The following is an 18,272-nucleotide window of genomic DNA, read 5'->3' as shown; positions in this document are numbered from 1 at the left end:
CGGTGTCTGCATATCAGCGAGTAGTCATTCTCGGAGCCGGTTATGCGGGAGTCATGGCGGCCAATCGCCTGGCCGGCAGCAAAAGCCTCGTCGGCCAAGTCCAGGTGACCGTGGTCAATCCGCACGCGGAGTTTATTGACCGGATCCGGCTGCACGAAGTGGCCGCGGGAAGCAGGAAGTCGGCAGCGGTGCCCATGGCATCGCTGCTCAACCCGGCCGCCGCCGTCGTTGTTGGAACTGCAACGCGGATCGACCCCCACGCCCGGCTGGTGCAATTCGCGGATGGCCGCGAGCCACTGGCATACGACCTGCTGGTGTACGCGGTGGGCAGCGCAACCGCCGGGGCCGGATCGGAGGGCTACGGAGTGCAGTCTGCACAAGAAGCCGCACGGTTGCGGATCCGGCTGGAGCAACTTGATGCCCGCGCCGTGGTCACGGTAGTGGGCGGCGGTTTGACCGGGATCGAGACTGCCTCCGAAATAGCGGAACGGCATCCGCGGCTGCGCGTGCGGTTGGTATCCAAGGGTGGCATCGGCGCGGATCTGTCCACATCCGGGCAGCGGGAACTGCAGCGGAAATTGCGTGCGCTCGGCGTCGAACTCGTGGAAAACACCGAAGTGGAAAATTCGGGCGAAGGCCAACTAACGACGTCGTCCGGAGCAAGGCTCGAATCGGACTGCACGGTTTGGACCGCGGGATTCAGCACGCCGGACCTCGCCCGCGCCAGCGGACTGCCCGTCGATCCGGACGGCCGCTTGCTGGTGGATGAAACCCTGTCCGTCCCGGAGTTTCCGGAAATCTTCGGAGCCGGCGACGCCGTCCGCGCGCCGGATTCGGTGGCTGCGCACTTGCGGATGGCCTGCGCCGTCGCCATGCCGATGGGCGCGCACGCGGCGAATAACATCATCGCCCGGCTGGAGCAGCATGCTCCCCAAGCGTTCTCCAACGGGTTTATGGCGAGATGCATCAGCCTTGGACGGACGGCCGGCCTCATCCAGTTTGTGCATGCCGACGACCGGCCTCGCCCGCTGGCCATCGGCGGGCGCCCGGGCGCTTTCCTGAAAGAACAGGTGTGCCGCCTGGCTCTGAGGTGGATGCGGGACGAGCTTCGCCACAGCGGGTCCTACAGTTGGCCGAAGGGCCCGCGGGCGGAGCAGCCGGCGCTGGCGGAGGCACTGTAGCGCATGGGATCGCCACAGGTCTTCGAGCAGCACCGCTCCCTGCTCTTCACCATTGCCTATGAGATCACCGGCGCCGCCATGGATGCGGAGGACGTGGTGCAGGACAGCTACCTGAAATGGGCCGAGGTGAACGACGACGGCGTGGGCAACCCCCGCGCCTACCTCGCCAAGATCGCCACGCGCACGGCGTTGAACGCGCTGAGGTCTTCGCAGCGCCGGCGGGAAGAATATGTGGGTCCCTGGCTGCCCGAGCCGATCCTCACCGGGCCGGATGTCGCCGAGGATGCGGTGCTGGGCGAGGCGCTTTCTGTGGCCATGCTGGTGGTGCTCGAATCCCTGACGCCGGACGAGCGCGCCGTCTTTGTGCTCCGCGAGATCTTTGACTTTCCCTACACCGAGATCGCCGAGGTCACCGGTAAGTCCCAGGCGGCCGTCCGTCAGCTGGCGCACAGGGCAAAAGAGCATGTCAGCGCCCGTCAGCCGCGTTTCGAAGTTGGCACGCGGCAGCAGCGCGAGGTGGCGGACCGGTTCATGGCCGCGACCCTCGGCGGCGACCTGCAGTCCCTGATGGATGCCCTGGCCCCGGGCGCCGTCCTGCTCGCCGACGGCGGTGGCAAGGTCTCCGCTGCACGCAGGCCCGTGCACGGCCCGGAGAAGATCGCCCGTTTCCTGGTCGGTGTCCAGTCCCGCCCGCTGCCTGACATGCGGGTGCAGTTCTCCACGCTCAACAATCTGCCCGGCCTGCTGGTGTTCAGCGGCGGCCGGCTGGATCTGGCCGCCATGGTGGAGGTCCGCGACGGCCAGGTCACCGGCGTCTACATTGTCCGCAACCCGGACAAGCTGGTGCTGCTGGCCCGCGGCACAGACATCGGCCGGCAGTGACGCATGGATGGTTCTTCCCATGTCTATTCCTCCAGGTGGAGCCGCAACTCGGGAAAACTCACCGCAACGGTGACCCACAGTGCCTGCTCGTCCACACGATCGTAATAGTGCACCCCGAAGTCCCGGTTTCGCGCCGCCTGACGCCAAATGGGATGGGCGAATCTTGACTCATCAGCTGCGATGAGTCTTTTCGCTAAATCCCCAACACGGTTGCATAATGCTTCAAAGGCAAGACGCAGCGCAAGATCTGTATCGTAGGCCGCGTGCCCTCGCCCTACCAGTTCAGCCGCGTGATCAAGGTTCACGGCCAGATCAAACAGCCACCGCTCCGTCCGGTCCTGGTTCGAGGGCATTACAGTTCCAAGGCTTCAGAAAGGATGTTTCGGTCGCGGACCGAATCCAGCCCTCGCCGCGAGACGACATCAACCGGATGGCCCAACAGCTCCTCCATGTCCTCGGCGAACTGTGCCAGATCAAACAGGCTCGCCTCAGGATTGGGCCTAACGAGGAGGTCTACATCGCTGTCAGCCCGCTCCTCTCCGCGAGCGACTGACGCGAATACCGCGACAGATTCGATTCGGTTAATGTTTGCGAGCTTCTTGACCAGCCTCATCCGCTGCCTCAAGAAGTCGAGGACTCCCAAGGATGCGGTTGCTTGACCGGTGTGGGCCCCGTTGCACCTAAAGCTATGGACGATACCCACGGGCTGTGTTGGACTGGGGCTGGCGCTCCGCTTTGCCGCCGCGTCGGGATTGTCCATCAGCCGCAACAGGCCGGCTCCGCCCGGCCGCCGTGGAAGGAATGCACTTATGCCCGCTTACCAGATCGGTTATTTCGTCGGGAGCCTCGCCAGCGGCTCCATCAACCGCACTCTCTCGAAGGCTCTGATCAAACTCGCTCCAAAGGACCTGGAATTCAACGAGATTCCCATCAAGGACCTGCCCCTCTACAGCTCGGATTACGACGCCGATTTCCCCGCCGAAGGCCGGGCGCTGAAGGAAGCGGTTGAAGCCGCAGACGGAATCCTGTTCATCTCGCCCGAATACAACCGATCCATCCCCGGTGCTCTGAAGAACGCGATCGACTGGGGCTCGCGTCCGTGGGGAACCAATTCCTTCGCCCGCAAGCCCACCGGCATCATTGGCGCTTCCCCGGGCGGCATCGGCACGGCCGTCATGCAGTCGAACATGCGGAGTGTGCTGAGCTTCCTCGACGCCCCGCAGCTCAACACCCCCGAGGCTTACATCAGTTTCAAGCCGGAAGCCTACGGCGACGACGGCGAGGTCAAGGACGAGTCCACGCAGAAATTCCTGCGGCACTACATGGACGAGTACTGCGCCTTCGTCCAGCGTGTTCTTGACGCGAACGCGGCCGGACACATCGGCGACGAGGACGCCGATTCGCGCAAGTAGTCCCGTCTGGCCCGTCGTCCCGCCGCGCCTTCGAATCGGGTCACTAGATCGCCTTGCCCGGGTTGAGAATGCCCTGCGGATCCAGCGCGCGGCGGATGGCGTGCTGGACCTCAAGCGAGACATCGCCGAGTTCGTCCCGGAGCCAGTCGCGCTTGAGCAGGCCCACGCCGTGCTCGCCGGTCAGTGTTCCGCCCAGGCTTTGCGCCAGCCGGAACATTTCGCCCAGTGCCGCTTTCGCCGGCCCTTCCGTCACTGACTCCTGCGGATCCACCACGATAATGGGGTGCAGATTGCCGTCCGCGGCGTGGGCGATCGTAAAGATGCGCACCCCGGTCCGCCGGGAGATATCCGCCAGTCCGGTAACTGCTTCGGCCAAGCGGCCGCGCGGTACGCCAATGTCACCGATGGATACCCGTCCCATCTTTTCGAGCGAAGGAATGGCTTCGCGCCTGGCCGTCAGGAGTGCCTCTGCCTCCGCCGTATCGGCCGCACGCTGAAGTTCTGCAGTGAATGGCTCGATAGCGTTGACCAGCACATCCATTTCGAGATGGGCGCCGAAGCCGTCCGTCTGCGCGAGTAGGAAAGCGCCCCCGCGGCTGCGGTAGTTGGTTCCCAGCGCGGCGTCGATGGCGGCGAGGGTCGGGCCGTCCACCAGTTCCAGCACCGAGGGCTGGAGCCGCGCGGCAATCACCGCCGAGGCTGCCGCGGCTGCGGCGGCCACGTCGGGGAAGAAGGCGGCCACGGTCGCCGTCGCTATTGGTAGTGGACGCAACCGGAGCGTCGCTTCAACGACCACGCCCAGAGTGCCTTCCGACCCGATCATCAGTGCGTTCAGGTCGTACCCCGTCACGCCCTTGATGGTGTCGCGGCCGGTGCGCAGTTCGCGCCCGTCGGCCAGCACCACGCGCAGCCCCAGTACGGATTCGCGGGTCACGCCATACTTCGCACAGCGCATGCCGCCCGCGTTGGTGGCGATGTTGCCGCCGATGGAGCAGATGGCAGTACTGGCCGGGTCCGGCGCGTAGAACAGCCCGTGTTCGGCCACAGCCGCGTTGAGATGAGCGTTCAGGACGCCGGGTTCGACGACGGCGATCTGCTCGACTGGATCGATGCTGAGGATGCGGTTCATCCGGGAGAGATCCAGCACCACCTCCCCCGCCGATGCCGAGGAAGCAGCCGCGAGTCCGGTCCCCGCGCCGCGCGGGACCAGCGGAACCTTGTGCGCGGCCGCCAGTTTCACCGCCTGCACCACGTCCTCCACTGATTCGGCGAACACCACCCCGTCCGGCAGGGACTGCGGGACAAAGCCCGAGCGGTCCGTGTTCACCGCTGCCCTGTCCGCATAGTCCACCGATGCCCTGCGGGCAGCATCCAGGACGGCGGCTGACGATCCCAGGACCTCGGGTGCAACATCCATTCCCACGAAAACTCCTTCGTTTCCTCCGGCAAGTGATGCCGATCATACTGCATTGACCGCTGCCGAATTTTGCCAGGTTCAAAGTATTGACCCGGACCGCAGCCGGGCGGATACTTGCGTGATCCGGCTGGTCATTGGGGAACGCTGGCCCGGCGTTATGTGCCGCCGGTGGAAAGCGGGTGCGCGATGCAACGCCGCCATCGAATCGCCGCAGTGCTGTCCATCATGGCCTTGAGCCTAGCCGGACAGATCCTCCCTACCGCAGCGAATGCCGCTCCGCAGTACAACATGCGCAATGGGCCCAACTACACCGAACGGGTGGTGCTGACGTTCGATGATTGCCCGCGGACGTTGTCGGCCTACAGGTCAGTGCTGAACTACGCTCGACGGGAGAACATGGGGCTGGTGCTGGCACCGTCTGGCAATTGCATAACCAGTTTTAGGCGCGAGTATGGGGTCGATATTGTGACGTTGGCTAGGCGCAACGGCCAATACGTTATCAATCACAGCATCAACCACAGGGATCTCCGGCAGTTCGACTGCGCCGGAGCGGCTGCCGAGCTGCGGGCCCCAGGCGTCGTCACCAATTTTGGCCGGCCGCCGCATGGCGGGCTCAACGAGGCCGTCCTCTGTGGCTACCGCAAAGTCGGCATGCTGCCCTGGCTTTGGACCGGCAGCACTAGGGACTGGACCGGCCTGTCCAGGAGTGAGGTGGTCGATTCCGTCATCGCCCTCGGCCGAAAGGGCGGCACAATCCTCATGCACATGCAATGGCGGGGCTTCCATCCAAGGGCGCTGGACCGGATGAAGGAGGGATTGGAAGACAGGGGACTCCAAGTTTGCAGGGCCTACGGCGGCGCAACCGGGCGCATCACCACCAGCCCGGCTCTCCTACCGCTGCGGTTGCCATGCTGATCGGGCGGAAACCGCCAAGACCGCCAGGGCAACCTCAGACCCGGATAAGGAGCTTGCCGAAGTTGCGCCCCTCCAGCAGTCCGGCGAAGGCCGACGGCGCATTCTCCAGCCCGTCGACAATGTCCTCGCGGTACTTCATCCTGCCGTCGGCGACCAGTCCAGCCATGTCCCGCTGGAAGTTGTCCCAGTGCTTGGCCCGGAATTCCGTCTGGATGAAACCGCGCACGGTCAGGCTCTGGTTCAGGACGGTGCGCATAAAATCGGGGAGCCGGTCCGGCCCCTCCGGAGCGCCGGTCGCGTTGTACTGGGCGACCATCCCGCACACCGGCATCCGCCCATACAGGTTCAGCAGCGGCAGCACCGCCTGGAGCACCTTGCCGCCCACGTTCTCCCAGTAGACGTCGATCCCCTCGGGGCAGGCGGCCTTCAACTCTTCGGCGAACGACTCGGAACGGTGGTCCACGGCGGCGTCGAACCCCAGCTCATCAACCAGATAGGCGCACTTCTCCGGCCCGCCGGCGATGCCGACCGCACGCGCTCCCGCCGCACGGGCCAACTGCCCGACGGCGGAGCCAACCGGTCCGGCGGCAGCCGCGACCACCAGCGTCTCACCCGCCTGGATGCGTCCGATCTCCGCCATGCCGGAATAGGCGGTGAAGCCCGGCATGCCGAGCACACCCAGCGCGGTCGATTCCGGCTGTCCGTTGTCGCTGACCGGACGCGAGTATTTACCGGGAACGACGGCGGCGCTCTGCCAACCGCCGTGCGTCGCCACCAGTTGGCCCGGCTTAAAGTCGGGGTCGCGGCTCTCGACGACCTCGGCAACTGTCTCGGCCGGAAGGACGTCGCCCACCGGCGTCGGCGTGGCGTAGGACTTCGCCGCGCTCATCCGTCCGCGCATGTAGGGATCCAGCGAAATGTACCGGTTGCGCACCAGCAACTGCCCGTCGGCGAGCGCGGGAAGCTCAGCAGTTTCCGTCCGGAAGGTCTGATCCGTCGGTGCGCCATGAGGCCGTTCGGCCAGCACGATTCGGGTGGTGTGGTTTGCCGTCGTCGTTGTCATGTTCTCCTTAAGCCCTGCCTTTCAGAATCAGATGCCAGTAGACCTGAGGGAAGATCCGCCTGTCCAGCACCCATGCCCAGCGCCGCTCCTTGGCTGGATTCAGCCACGGGATGCTGGGCATGGGGCGGTACTGATGGTCGAACTCGGCGAAAAGAACGGTGTGGCGCGTGAGCGTGAACGGGCAGACGCCGTAGTGGTTGTACCGGTTTTCCGGCTCGCGCCCGTCCAGCACGGCCTTCAGATTCAGCGCCAGCATCTTGACCTGTTTGCGCAGGGCGCCGCCGCACTTTGAGTTCAGGGTTGCGGCGGCATCGCCCAGGGACCAGACGTTCGGGTAGCGGGGGTGCCGTAGCAGTTCCGGATCCACTTCCACACAACCGCTTTGGTCCTCCGGGGCCGGCAACGTGGTGGCCTTCAGCCAGTCCGGCGCAGATTGCGGGGGTACTACATGGAGCAAGTCATAGCCGAGGTCTTCGCCGCCGGCCGGGCCTTGCAGCCGGATGGTCCGCTCCGCTGCGTCTACGGAGTCCACAGTAGTTGAGGTCCGCAGCTCAATCCCGTACTCCGCGATTTTGCGCTCCAGCACCCCATCAACGCCGTCGACGCCATAAACAGTGGGCGTTGGCACCACCAGCACCACCCTGATGTCTCCCAGCACGCCCTGCTCACGCCAGAAGTCGCACGCCATGTAGGCAATCTTCTGCGCTGCTCCGGCGCACTTGGCCGGGCCCGGAGGCTGGGTGAAAACCGCAGTTCCCGAGCGCAGGCGGCGGACCAGCTCCCAGGTTTTGGTGGGCATCCGCGACTCATAGTTCGACGTTCCGTACGGGGACTCGATGGCATCGGCCATCCCGGGGACGGCTTGCCAGTCCAGTTGCAGTCCCGGACAAACCACCAGCTGGTTGTAGTGCACCCGCTGGCCGTCAGCGAGTACCACCGCGTTGTAATCAGGTTGGATATCCGCCGCCGCGACACGGATCCAGTCGACCCCGCGCGGCATTACCTTCCGTTGTTCACGGACCGCTTCCTTCATCTGGGCGGCCCCGGCACCGATGTGGGAAAACAACGGCTGGAAGTAGTGCCACGGGCTCGGCTCGACCAGCGCAACATCCTCGACCTTGTAGCGCCGAAGCCGGGCGGCAAGCGATATGCCTGCGTTGCCGCCGCCGATGATCAGCACATTGTGATGGGTATCCACCTCAACAGTGCACAGTACCGGAGCGTGGCGGTCAATGGGAGCTGGGCGATTCGCCACATGTGTATTCAGGGGTCCCTGCCGGGAACTAGGCAGGGTCTTGGGGGAAGTGGAACTTCCGGTGCAGCGCCTGGACGTCTTCAGCCAGCTCCATTGCCGGTCCGTCCACCTCCACTCCGGGGGCGATGGTCTGGACGGGCAATGGGTTGACCGGCCCCGGTGCCACTTCCCACTCCTTCAGCCAGTTGCCAAGCTGCTCGGAGGATGCCGCGTAGACAATCCGCCCCAAGCGGACCCAGGCGTGCGCGGCCGAGCACATCGGGCAGTGCTCGCCGGAGGTGTAGACCGTGGCCGCGGCACGATCCGCCGGGTCCATGTTGCTAGCAGCCCAGCGCGCGATCTCGAACTCCGGATGCCGCGTCTGGTCGCCATCCTTGACCCGGTTTCTGTCCTCGAAAAGTACGTGGCCCCCTGCGTCGACAAGGACTGAGCCGAACGGCTCGTCGCCATCCTCGAGTGCTTCGCGTGCCAGCTCGACGCAGCGGCGCAGGTGCTCAAGATCTGTCTCGGTGATACCCATGGTCTCGATTATGGCCCATGGCCTTGAACCCACCGAATGGTCCAAGATGGCCACATGGGTGATCTTATCGATTTCCTGCTCGCCAAGATCCAGCAGGACGAGGCTCGGATACGGGCGCTGATGACCGATGTCGGCATGGTGGGACAAACGGTCCTGCGGCACCACCTGATACAGAATCTGGCCGAGTGCGATGCCAAGCGGCGGATGATCGCCCATGTGAGGGACGTTGACTGGGACCACGAACCCGCCAGCGACTACGACTACATGCTGACCTTCCTGCAGCACATGGCGCTCCCCTACCAAACCCACACCGGCTACCAGTCCGCTTGGCGGCTCTAGAAAGCCGGAACGGCGGCCGGGCAGGTGGATTCACCATGCCCGGCCGCCGTCAGGTAGCCGCTTTTCCGCCGTCGTTAGTTTTCCGCCGTCGTTAGCTGGAAACGGAGGCGGTTTCCTTCACCTCGGCGTGGTCTGCGATGACGCCTGCCTTGAACGTTTCGTAGCGGGCTGCATGCAGCGGGTTGCGGCGCAGGATCGCCCACGCGGCGCCCAGCACTGCGAACCAGATGGGCGTGATCAGCAGGGCCAGCAACGTATCCGGCTGTGTGGTCAGCGCCCACAGCACGAAGCCGAAGAATGCGAAGACCACCCACACCATGACCGGGCCACCGGGCATCTTGAACTTGGAAGCCTGATGCAGGCCGGGCCGGCGCTTGCGGAAGGCAAGGTAGCTGGCCAGGATGATGGACCAGACGAACATGAAGCACACGGCGGAAACCGTGGTCACCATGCCAAAGGCCTTGCCGACGTCGTCACCGGCGTAGAGCAGGGCCACGGACGAGAACAGCAGCACACAGGTCAGGAACAGCGCGTTGCGCGGCACCTTCTGCACCGACAGCTTGCTGAAGATCGACGGAGCGTCGCCGTCCTGCGCCAGGCCGAAGACCATGCGCGAAGTTGAGTAGATGCCGGAGTTGGCGCTCGACATGGCGGAGGTCAGGACCACCAGGTTGATCACCGTAGCTGCCATGCCCAGCCCGGCCAGCGAGAACATGCCGATGAAGGGGCTGTGTCCGGCCTCGAACTGGGTCCAGGGAGTGACTGCCATGAGGATGATGAGTGCACCTACATAGAAGAGCAGGATGCGGACCGGAATCGAGTTGATGGCCTTGGGCAGGTTCTTCTCGGGATCCTTGGTCTCGGCAGCGGTGGTACCCACCAGTTCGATGCCCACGAAGGCGAACACGGCGATCTGGAAGCCGGCCACGAAGCCCATGAACTCATTGGGGAAGAAGCCGCCGTGGATCCACAGGTTTTCGACAGTGGCCGGGCCGGCCTCGGACTTGAAGCCCGAAAGGATCATGTACAGACCCGTGAGGATCAGGGCCACAATGGCGACGATCTTGATCAGCGCGAACCAGAACTCGGTCTCGCCGAAGGCCTTGACCGTGACCAGGTTCAGCACCAGCAGGACGGCGATCGTGAACACGCCCGGAATCCACAGCGGGATGCCTGGAACCAGTTCGTTGGCGTAGCCGGCGATGGCGATGACGTCGGCAATGCCGGTCACGACCCAGCAGAACCAGTAGGTCCAGCCGGTAAAGAATCCGGCCCAGGGGCCGAGCAGGTCGCCCGCGAAGTCGCTGAAGGACTTGTAATGCAGATTGGACAGCAGCAGCTCGCCCATCGCCCGCATCACGAAGAACAGCATGAAGCCGATGATCATGTAGACGAAGATGACGGAGGGTCCGGCCGCGGAGATCGTTTTCCCCGAGCCCATGAAAAGCCCCGTGCCGATGGCACCGCCGATCGCAATCAGCTGGATGTGGCGGTTGCTCAGCTGTCTTTCCAGATGGGGTGCCCCGGATGACTGCACTGTTGCATCTTTCATTTACTACTCCTTCAGAGCGAGGATATTTCGCATGGCTGCATGGCCCTGGTTGTGGGTTGCATGCAGGTTGGTCAGGGCGCCGGCCGCTTCCCCATGTATGCGGCCGGCCCCTGGGCAGGGGCCCCGCGGTCCCTGCCAGTCCCGGTTAGGCGCCGGCCGTTGCCAGCGGTGCCACGTTCGGGTAGAGCGGGTGCGCGGCGGCCAAGGCCTCCACGCGGTGGCGCAGATCGGCGAGGCTTGCCTCGTCGTCGGCGATCAGCGCCTCAGCAATGATGTCAGCTACCTCGGTGAAGGCCGCTTCGCCGAAGCCGCGGGTAGCCAGTGCGGGCGTTCCGATCCGCAGGCCGGAGGTGACCATCGGCGGGCGCGGGTCGAACGGAACGGCGTTGCGGTTGACGGTGATGTCGATGGCCGCGAGGCGGTCCTCGGCTTCCTGGCCGTTCAGTTCGCAGTTGCGCAGGTCCACCAGTACCAGGTGCACGTCCGTGCCGCCGGAAACCACGGAGATGCCCTTGGCGGCGACGTCGGGCTGCATCAGGCGTTCGGCCAAGATGCTTGCTCCAGCGAGCACGCGCTCCTGGCGCTCCTTGAACTCCGGCGATGCAGCAATCTTGAAGGCCACGGCCTTGCCGGCGATGACGTGCTCCAGCGGCCCGCCCTGCTGGCCCGGGAACACTGCCGAGTTGATCTTCTTGGCGACGTCGGCGTCGTTGGTCAGGATGATGCCGCCGCGCGGGCCGGCCAGCGTCTTGTGCGTGGTGGAGGTGACAACGTGGGCGTGCGGCACCGGGCTGGGGTGCAATCCGGCGGCCACCAGGCCGGCGAAGTGCGCCATGTCCACCATGAGGTAGGCACCGACGGCGTCGGCGATCCGGCGGAATTCGGCGAAGTCCAACTGGCGGGCGTAGGCGGACCAGCCGGCCACGATCAGCTGCGGCTTGTGCTCGTGGGCCAGGCGCTCCACTTCCACCATGTCGATCCGGTGGTCTTCTTCGCGGACCTGGTACGGAACCACGTTGTACAGCTTGCCGGAGAAGTTGATCCGCATGCCGTGGGTCAGGTGGCCGCCGTGGGCCAGGTTCAGCCCCATGATGGTGTCGCCGGGCTTGATCAGCGCGTGCATGACCGACGCGTTGGCCTGGGCACCGGAATGCGGCTGGACGTTAGCGTAGGCCGCCCCGAACAGGTCCTTCACGCGGTCGATGGCCAACTGCTCGATGACGTCGACGTGCTCGCAGCCACCGTAGTAACGCCGTCCCGGGTAGCCTTCGGCGTACTTGTTGGTCAGCACGGAGCCCTGCGCCTGCATAACTGCGGCGGCGGTGTGGTTCTCCGAGGCGATCATTTCCAGGCCGTCGCGCTGGCGGGTGAGCTCGTCGTCGATCTTGGCGGCGACCTCGGGGTCCAGCTCGGACAGCTGGCTGTTCAGGCTCGGGGACACGACCTGTTGGAAAGTGGACGGTGACTGGATGGTCATAAGGAACTCCATATTTCAGGCAGCGCACAACACGCCACGATGATTCGGGTTCCTCCCCGCTCTGTCTGGGACCTGAGAGTTTCCGCCGCCCCCGTGGGGGCCGCTTGCACCGTCGGTGAGCCGGTTGCCCGGCTGCTTTCCAGAGTTGCCTAGCCGCGGCGGTACGTGGGCCTGAGAGATTCCTGGGGAGGAGTTGCTCCTACGGCGCCTGACGAACGTACCGGCAGGACTCTCCCGCCGCAGATCAAAAGCGTTGGGCCACAGCTTCGTGACCCGCCTCACACAGATTAGCGGCACGCGAGGAGCTAACGCAACATCATTTCTTTACTGCCTAGTCAGCGGCGGATCCGCTGCAGACGATGTACGACGCCGGCACTCACCTGAGTGCCGGCGTCGCCTGGGCAGGCCTTATTGCTCGGTGCCGGTCTGGTCGCCTTCGGTCAGACCGCTGTCCACGGGTGCCGGATCGACGGCGCCACTGTCGTCCGGCACGGCTTCCTGCCCGGCATCCTGCTGGCCAGCGCCGGAGTCGGTGACGACTTCCGGCTCCGCTACTTCGCCCGTTTCGGAGCCGGGCGCCGGAACCGGTTCGGGCACGGTCTCCACCGGCCCCGTGCCGTCGGTCTGGTCGGTGGCCGGGTCCTCGACCATTGCTGATCCGTCTGTTCCGGAGGTATCACCGGAGGTCTCGCCTGTAGTCCCGGTCTGGCCGGCGCCGTCGTCGACCTGCCCGGGCTCAGCCTCGCCGGGCTCCGTGGTTTCGCTTCCGTCCTCGGCCGGGGCCGCGGTTCCGGTCAGGACGCGGCCCAAGGTTGTCTGCTGCTCGGCGGCCGGGGTGCTGCTGGTCGACGATGCAACCAAAGCCGAAATGGGCTTGCTGGTTCCCAGTTCGATCATCGTGATGCCTGCCATGGCGATCAGGAAGGAGGCTGCGCTGACCACTCCGATCTTCACCCAGGTCCGGGGCGTAAAGCGGCGGGCAGTGAGCTTGGCCTTGAAATCCGCGACGGCACTGGGAACACCGGCGCGCTCGGTTCCGTCGTCGCTCGCAGGCAAGCCGCCGTTGCGCAGGCCGCGCAGCCGCGGCACGGGCAGGGTCTTCCGGGCCGCGACGGCGGCGGAACTCAGCGTCCTGGCGTAGATGGCTGCGGCAACCGTGGCGATGACCGAACCAAGGGCAGCGCCGATCAGCGTTCCCGCGACACCGAGGAAGGAACCCGCGAAGGCCGAGGTCACAGCGGCCAGGGCGGAGGCAATAGTTTGGGCACCGTTGAGGCCGAGGAGTTTCGGCTTATCTTCGGCGGAGGAGTCTTCAGCCATATTTCACACACACTTCGGGTAGGCAAAGTTACGGAAAGGTAACGCCGGTTCCACCGAACCGGTTCCCCGCCTACCGCGTTTTCATGTGAGATGCTGGTCACATTCGGAGCGCGCTGGGCATTACCCCAGATCAGGACGTGACAGGGGCTGACGTGCCTGCGCCGCAGGCTCAGCCGGCAGCCGTGCCCGCGTCCCTGTCCGCGCCTGCTTCCGCCTCAGCCGCCGCCTCCGTGTCCGGCTCCTCTTCTTCGGGCAGGGTCACCAGCAGCGCGGTTCCCTGGTACGGCTCCAGCTGGATATAGAAGCTGTGCAGATCATCCACACTGCCCACCTCTTCACCGCTGAACAGATCGGTCACCAAGGCTCCGGTTTCCAACTGCTCGGAGCGCACCGTGCCGGCCATCTCCTGGTCAGAGAAGTTCAGGACGGTGACTTCGCAATCGCCCGATTCCAGCTGGTGCACCATGACCAGCATGCCGCGGTGTGAGACGTCCGGAACATCGAGCAGGGCGCTCTTGGCGATGCCGTACTGCTCCCGGACGGCCAGAATTTTGGCTAGCTGCCGCGCGAAAGAGGACTCGTCCGCGAGCTGGTCCGGCAACGTCCCGTACAGGCTGACGGCCTTGGGCATTCCGGAGGTCGGAGCCTGTCCGGTGTGGTTGACTCCCATCAGGTCGTGGGCGCCCCGGTTGATCCAGCGGGTGTCGCCGCGGGACAGCAGCGGGGCCACCTGCGACCGGTCCAGCGTCAGCATGCCGCACAGGTCCCACCCGGAGAGCGCGAAGACGCCCGGCTGCAGCGCGTTGTACATGGCCAGCAACAGGTGCACCTTGCGGACCTCGATGGTCTGCTCCGGCGTGATGGTGCTCAGGTCCTTGATGCCCAGCACCGCGGTGATCACGCTCGCCGTCGTACACGCAATGCCGTTGGCCGTGAAGACCAAGTTATAAGGTGCGGCCTCCCCGGTAATGCCGTCCCGCAAGGTCTGCTGCACTTTAAGGGCCAGTTCCGCGCCGGTCAGTTCCTCGCCGTCGAGCTCATAGATATCGTCTTTGTGCTTGGTGGTGAAGTGCACCAGTTCGTAGGTCAGTTCGTCATGGTTCTGCAGCGCGTGGACCAGGGAGGCCTGGTCCACGCCGATCTCCATGGCCAGACGCAGGGTCAGCCGGAGGAATTCGGTATCCGCGGTGACCAGGGCGTGGTGGTAGCCGGGGCGGGTGACAAAGTCGTAGGACAGGTCGGGGCCATTGGCGGAGGTGGACTTGATGTCGTCAATGCTCAGGTTCAGTTCCTGGAACGTGAAGCCGCCGACCTTGCGGACCATGCTGCCGATGATCTGGTTCGCGGCCTCGGAAATGGGATGGCCCTCGGACCAGCCCGGCGTTTCCTCGGCACTCTTCTCCACGCCCAGGAAGCCGTTGGCATCCAGCCGCAGCGCGCCGGTGCCCAGGTCCACCAGCGAGTGCAGGGCGTCGCCCATCACCAGGCGCATGCCTGAGAAGGTGGGATCCAGCCAGTTGATGGACGGCTGGCCCGCCTTGAAATAGTGCAGGTACACCCACCGCCGCATCTGGCCGGTAACGTCCAGGACCGGGCCGGTGGCGCTCCAGTTGGTCTCCTTGACTCCGGGCTCATAGAAAATGACCCGCTGCAGTTCGCCGATGATGTACCCGGCCTTCTGGAGGGCGCGTTCGGTTTCGGCGTCGATATTGACCGCGTCTTCGCCCTCGGGCACCTCCGGCAGCAGGTGCCAGTCCGACTCGGGGATGTCGATCATGTGGTAAATGCCCGGGTAGTCGCGGAAGTTCATCTCGGCCAGCCGGAAGTCCGCACCCTTGCCGGTATGTCCGGGCACGATGTCATCCACAATGGTTCCGCCGTGGTCGTTGGCGACCTGGCACATCTCGCGGAACTCGTCCTCGGTGCCGAACATCGGATCGATGGCCATGCTGATCCGGTCGAAGTGGCCGTCCACGCTCGGCGTCTGCTCCCAGCCAGAGAGCCCGCCGGCCAGTTTCACGGGTCCGGTGTGGATGGCGTTGATGCCGATCTGCTCGAATGCCTCCCACAGACCAGGATCCCCCAAGGCCCCGAGGAAAGACTGCCCGGGCTTGGTCATGAAGGACAGCGGGTAGGCGGTAAACCACACCGAGGCCCGCTCCACCGCGGCCCGCGGGTTCGGCCAGGCGAAGGGGTTCTGCCACATGCTGGCCTGGCCCGAAAGCTGGCGGCCCAGCACCTTGGCGTCGCCGAGCATGGACTGGTTGCGCAGCCACTCCACATAAACAGTGTTGCGGGCATCCGGCTCGAACGGCGGCTGGCCCGGATTGAAGTGGCGCCGCCGAGCCTTGGGGCGCAAAGCCCGCGGACGAGCCGGATAGAACTGCTCGTCGAAGTTGATCTCCGAGATGTGCGCCTCAAGCGCCTCCTCCTGCACGGCATCCGGGTCGGCAGCTTCGGAGCCGCCACCAGAACCGTCGTCAAGGTGTTCCGTCGAAGAAAGCGAATCGACCATCGAGATATCTCCTTGATCATCCTGCAGGCACCGGCCAGTACTGACTTCTTCCACACTGCCAGACGCAGGGAAACCAAACCAGTGCACCTCCGCAATCGGGTGTGCAACGGACAAAACCGCGGCGTGGCGGCGTAATGTCCGCAGAGTCACATCCGATTTTGGATGATTAGCCCGCATTCATGCGTTTGCATAGATAGCGGTCGGCCAACCAGCCGGTCCATCGAATGGGAAAGAAGGCAGAACATGCAAAGGTTCTCAGGTAAATCCGTCATTATCACCGGCGCCGGATCCGGGCTCGGCCGTGCGGCGGCACTCCAGGTCGCCAAGGAAGAGGGCAAGCTGACCCTGGTGGATCTGAACGAGGCCGGCCTGAAGGAGACCGCGGAGGAAATCCGCCAGGTCGCACCCAATGCCGAGGTGCTGAACGTTACCGCCAACGTTGCCAACGAGTCCGAGGTCGAGAACTATGTCGCCGAGGCCGTCAAGCGCTTCGGCCGGATCGACGGGTTCTTCAACAACGCCGGTATCGAAGGCAAGCAGAATCCCACCGAGGACTACGGCTCCGATGAGTTCTCCAAGGTTGTCAGCATCAACCTCAACGGTGTCTTCTACGGTCTCAAGCACGTCCTGAAGGTCATGAAGGAACAGGGCTCCGGCTCGATCGTGAACACCGCTTCCGTCGGCGGCATCCGCGGCGTCGGCAACCAGTCCGGCTACGCCGCTTCCAAGCACGGCGTCGTCGGCCTCACCCGCAACTCGGGCGTCGAGTACGGACAGTACGGCGTGCAGATCAACGCCATCGCTCCGGGTGCCATCATGACCCCGATGGTCGAGGGCTCGCTCAAGCAGATCGACCCGGAGAACTGGGAAGAGGTCGGCAAGGGCTTCGTTGAGCCCAACCCGATGAAGCGCTTCGGCAAGCCCGAAGAGGTCGGCCACCTGGTCGCCTTCCTTCTCTCCGGCGACGCGGCCTTCATCAAAGCCGCGGTCATCCCGATCGACGGCGGCCAGTCCTACAAGTACTAAGGACTCCCGGCACAACTGACAGCGCGACCCTCCACCGTGACGACGGCGGAGGGTCGCGTTTTCGTTGTTACGATGAGTCGAACCGCGGCCTCCGCTTGAGGGCAGGCGCCTTGTGCCGCAGCCTACTGCCGTGGAAGCGCCTGGAGAAACCGAGGAAAAAATGCCAGCACCTGTCCTGTTGACCGACGAGCAGCGCACCCGCATGCATGACCTCTACCGTCAGCTGCATGAGCACCCCGAGCTCTCCATGCAGGAGCACCGGACCGCCGCACTGGTGCAGGCCGAGCTGGAGCAATGCGGGATCGATACTTTCAGCTGCGGCGGCACCGGCGTCGTCGGCGTGCTGCGTAACGGCGAAGGACCGGTGGTGGCGTTCCGCGCCGATATCGACGCGCTGCCGATCAAGGAAGACACCGGCCTGCCCTTTGCCAGCACCGCTACCGGCACCTTGGCGGACGGAACCGAAGTTCCCGTCATGCACGGCTGCGGCCATGATGCCCACGCCGCAGCCCTGCTTACGGCCGCTCGACTGCTCGCCGGCGCCAAGGACCGTTGGGCAGGAACTATCGTGTTCATTTTCCAGCCCGGCGAGGAAACCGGGGCGGGCGCCAGGGCGATGGTGGAGGACGGCCTGTGGGAAAAGGCGCCGAAGCCCGAGGTGGTCTTCGGCCAGCATGTCATGCCGGGGCTGGCGGGCACCGTCCAGTACGTGCACGGCCACCCTATGACTCAGGCGGATTCGTGGAAGGTCACTCTGCACGGCCGGCAGTCCCACGGCTCGCAGCCGCAGGACTCCATCGATCCCATTGTGCTCGGCGCCCACATCATCACCCGCATCCAGACCATCGTGTCCCGCGAGGTGGATCCCCGCCGCTCGGCCGTGGTCACCGTCGGCACCTTCCATGGCGGCTTGAAGGAAAACATCATTCCCTCCAGCGCCGAATTCACCCTCAATGTGCGTGCCTTCGACGAATCCGTGCGCGACACCGTGCTCGGGGCGCTGCGCCGGATCATCAAGGCAGAGGCCGATGCGTCCAACGCGCCCGAACCCACCATCGAGGTGCTGTCCTCCTTCCCGCCGAACCTCAATGACCGGCAGGCAACGGACGACGTCGTCAAAGCCTTGCGGCAGGAACTCGGCGAGGCCAGCGTCATCGAGGGCGAGCCGGTGATGGCCTCGGAAGACTTCGGCCATCTGGTCGAGCCCATTTGCGTTCCCTCCGTTTTCTGGTTCTTCGGCGGCCATCCGGCGGAAACGCTGGCCGCAGAACGCATCCCGGTCAACCATTCGCCGCTCTTCGCCCCGGTCATGGAACCGACGCTCTCCACCGGTGCCCGCGCCGCCGTGGCTGCAATCCTGTCCAAGGTCGGTCTTGAGCGCTAGGCAGCAAGGGGCGC

General features: G+C 64.9%; 17 protein-coding genes and 1 riboswitch. Of the genes, 7 read left to right on the top strand and 10 right to left on the bottom strand.

Going from position 1 to position 18,272, the window contains the following annotated elements; all coding sequences use genetic code 11:
• Positions 1 to 2 precede the first annotated feature (2 nt).
• Together AC20117_RS09605 and AC20117_RS09600 are read left to right on the top strand one after the other, a co-directional pair.
• A complete protein-coding gene (locus AC20117_RS09605) occupies positions 3 to 1,181 on the top strand; it encodes an NAD(P)/FAD-dependent oxidoreductase (protein WP_236777489.1) in 1,179 nt (392 codons plus the stop codon).
• 3 nt (positions 1,182 to 1,184) lie between these two features.
• Positions 1,185 to 2,063: an RNA polymerase sigma-70 factor gene (locus AC20117_RS09600; RefSeq protein WP_074699917.1), complete on the top strand. Its 879-nt coding sequence runs from the start codon at positions 1,185 to 1,187 to the stop codon at positions 2,061 to 2,063.
• A 23-nt stretch (positions 2,064 to 2,086) separates the two neighbouring features.
• On the opposite strand, the gene AC20117_RS09595 is transcribed toward AC20117_RS09600, so the two are convergent.
• Both AC20117_RS09595 and AC20117_RS09590 read right to left on the bottom strand, forming a co-directional pair.
• The gene (locus tag AC20117_RS09595) at positions 2,087 to 2,416 is read right to left on the bottom strand and encodes a HepT-like ribonuclease domain-containing protein (protein WP_074699918.1); all 330 of its coding nucleotides are present in this window, start codon (positions 2,414 to 2,416) and stop codon (positions 2,087 to 2,089) included.
• Positions 2,416 to 2,706 carry a nucleotidyltransferase family protein gene (locus AC20117_RS09590; RefSeq protein WP_236777488.1) on the bottom strand — a complete coding sequence of 97 codons (291 nt, stop codon included), beginning with the start codon at positions 2,704 to 2,706 and terminating at the stop codon, positions 2,416 to 2,418. Before AC20117_RS09590 ends, AC20117_RS09595 begins: the two co-directional genes overlap by 1 nt.
• Positions 2,707 to 2,872: 166 nt before the next feature.
• Here AC20117_RS09590 and AC20117_RS09585 point away from each other — a divergent pair, with 166 nt between their 5' ends.
• On the top strand, positions 2,873 to 3,475 hold the full coding sequence (locus AC20117_RS09585) for an NADPH-dependent FMN reductase (protein ID WP_074699919.1): 603 nt from the start codon (positions 2,873 to 2,875) through the stop codon (positions 3,473 to 3,475).
• A gap of 43 nt (positions 3,476 to 3,518) precedes the next feature.
• Here the strand turns inward: AC20117_RS09585 and AC20117_RS09580 are convergent, their stop codons facing one another.
• Positions 3,519 to 4,892 carry an FAD-binding oxidoreductase gene (locus AC20117_RS09580; protein ID WP_074699920.1) on the bottom strand — a complete coding sequence of 458 codons (1,374 nt, stop codon included), beginning with the start codon at positions 4,890 to 4,892 and terminating at the stop codon, positions 3,519 to 3,521.
• Positions 4,893 to 5,006: 114 nt separating this feature from the next.
• On the opposite strand from AC20117_RS09580, the gene AC20117_RS09575 reads away from it, so the two are divergent.
• Positions 5,007 to 5,807 (top strand): polysaccharide deacetylase family protein, encoded by an 801-nt coding sequence (locus AC20117_RS09575; RefSeq protein ID WP_218928485.1) that lies wholly within the window; start codon positions 5,007 to 5,009, stop codon positions 5,805 to 5,807.
• Between the two features lie 34 nt (positions 5,808 to 5,841).
• Here the strand turns inward: AC20117_RS09575 and AC20117_RS09570 are convergent, their stop codons facing one another.
• From AC20117_RS09570 to AC20117_RS09560, 3 genes are all read right to left on the bottom strand, one after another.
• Positions 5,842 to 6,870 (bottom strand): NADPH-dependent curcumin/dihydrocurcumin reductase, encoded by a 1,029-nt coding sequence (locus tag AC20117_RS09570; protein ID WP_074699922.1) that lies wholly within the window; start codon positions 6,868 to 6,870, stop codon positions 5,842 to 5,844.
• Between the two features lie 7 nt (positions 6,871 to 6,877).
• Positions 6,878 to 8,068: an NAD(P)/FAD-dependent oxidoreductase gene (locus AC20117_RS09565; protein ID WP_074699923.1), complete on the bottom strand. Its 1,191-nt coding sequence runs from the start codon at positions 8,066 to 8,068 to the stop codon at positions 6,878 to 6,880.
• Between the two features lie 85 nt (positions 8,069 to 8,153).
• Positions 8,154 to 8,645 (bottom strand): nucleoside deaminase, encoded by a 492-nt coding sequence (locus AC20117_RS09560; protein WP_074703094.1) that lies wholly within the window; start codon positions 8,643 to 8,645, stop codon positions 8,154 to 8,156.
• 54 nt (positions 8,646 to 8,699) lie between these two features.
• On the opposite strand from AC20117_RS09560, the gene AC20117_RS09555 reads away from it, so the two are divergent.
• The gene (locus AC20117_RS09555; protein ID WP_074699924.1) at positions 8,700 to 8,984 is read left to right on the top strand and encodes a DUF6221 family protein; all 285 of its coding nucleotides are present in this window, start codon (positions 8,700 to 8,702) and stop codon (positions 8,982 to 8,984) included.
• A 91-nt stretch (positions 8,985 to 9,075) separates the two neighbouring features.
• On the opposite strand, the gene AC20117_RS09550 is transcribed toward AC20117_RS09555, so the two are convergent.
• From AC20117_RS09550 to treS, 4 genes are all read right to left on the bottom strand, one after another.
• The gene (locus AC20117_RS09550; protein ID WP_074699925.1) at positions 9,076 to 10,536 is read right to left on the bottom strand and encodes an amino acid permease; all 1,461 of its coding nucleotides are present in this window, start codon (positions 10,534 to 10,536) and stop codon (positions 9,076 to 9,078) included.
• 145 nt (positions 10,537 to 10,681) lie between these two features.
• Positions 10,682 to 12,013 carry a serine hydroxymethyltransferase gene (glyA, locus tag AC20117_RS09545; RefSeq protein ID WP_074699926.1) on the bottom strand — a complete coding sequence of 444 codons (1,332 nt, stop codon included), beginning with the start codon at positions 12,011 to 12,013 and terminating at the stop codon, positions 10,682 to 10,684.
• Positions 12,014 to 12,162: 149 nt separating this feature from the next.
• A riboswitch (glycine riboswitch) is annotated at positions 12,163 to 12,260 on the bottom strand.
• Between the two features lie 161 nt (positions 12,261 to 12,421).
• Positions 12,422 to 13,333 carry an ICP22 family protein gene (locus AC20117_RS09540; protein WP_074699927.1) on the bottom strand — a complete coding sequence of 304 codons (912 nt, stop codon included), beginning with the start codon at positions 13,331 to 13,333 and terminating at the stop codon, positions 12,422 to 12,424.
• 169 nt (positions 13,334 to 13,502) lie between these two features.
• A complete protein-coding gene (gene treS / locus AC20117_RS09535) occupies positions 13,503 to 15,848 on the bottom strand; it encodes a maltose alpha-D-glucosyltransferase (RefSeq protein ID WP_074699928.1) in 2,346 nt (781 codons plus the stop codon).
• A gap of 243 nt (positions 15,849 to 16,091) precedes the next feature.
• Between treS and AC20117_RS09530 the strand changes: the two genes are divergently transcribed.
• Positions 16,092 to 16,874 carry an SDR family oxidoreductase gene (locus tag AC20117_RS09530; RefSeq protein WP_074699929.1) on the top strand — a complete coding sequence of 261 codons (783 nt, stop codon included), beginning with the start codon at positions 16,092 to 16,094 and terminating at the stop codon, positions 16,872 to 16,874.
• 160 nt (positions 16,875 to 17,034) lie between these two features.
• A complete protein-coding gene (locus tag AC20117_RS09525; protein WP_074699930.1) occupies positions 17,035 to 18,258 on the top strand; it encodes an amidohydrolase in 1,224 nt (407 codons plus the stop codon).
• The last annotated feature ends 14 nt before the right edge of the window (positions 18,259 to 18,272 follow it).

This window comes from Arthrobacter crystallopoietes (assembly GCF_002849715.1).
In the GTDB taxonomy this organism is placed as follows: Bacteria; Actinomycetota; Actinomycetes; order Actinomycetales; family Micrococcaceae; genus Crystallibacter; species Crystallibacter crystallopoietes.
The sequence above is the reverse complement of the archived record's forward strand: the minus strand, read 5'-3'. Positions and strand labels throughout refer to the sequence as shown.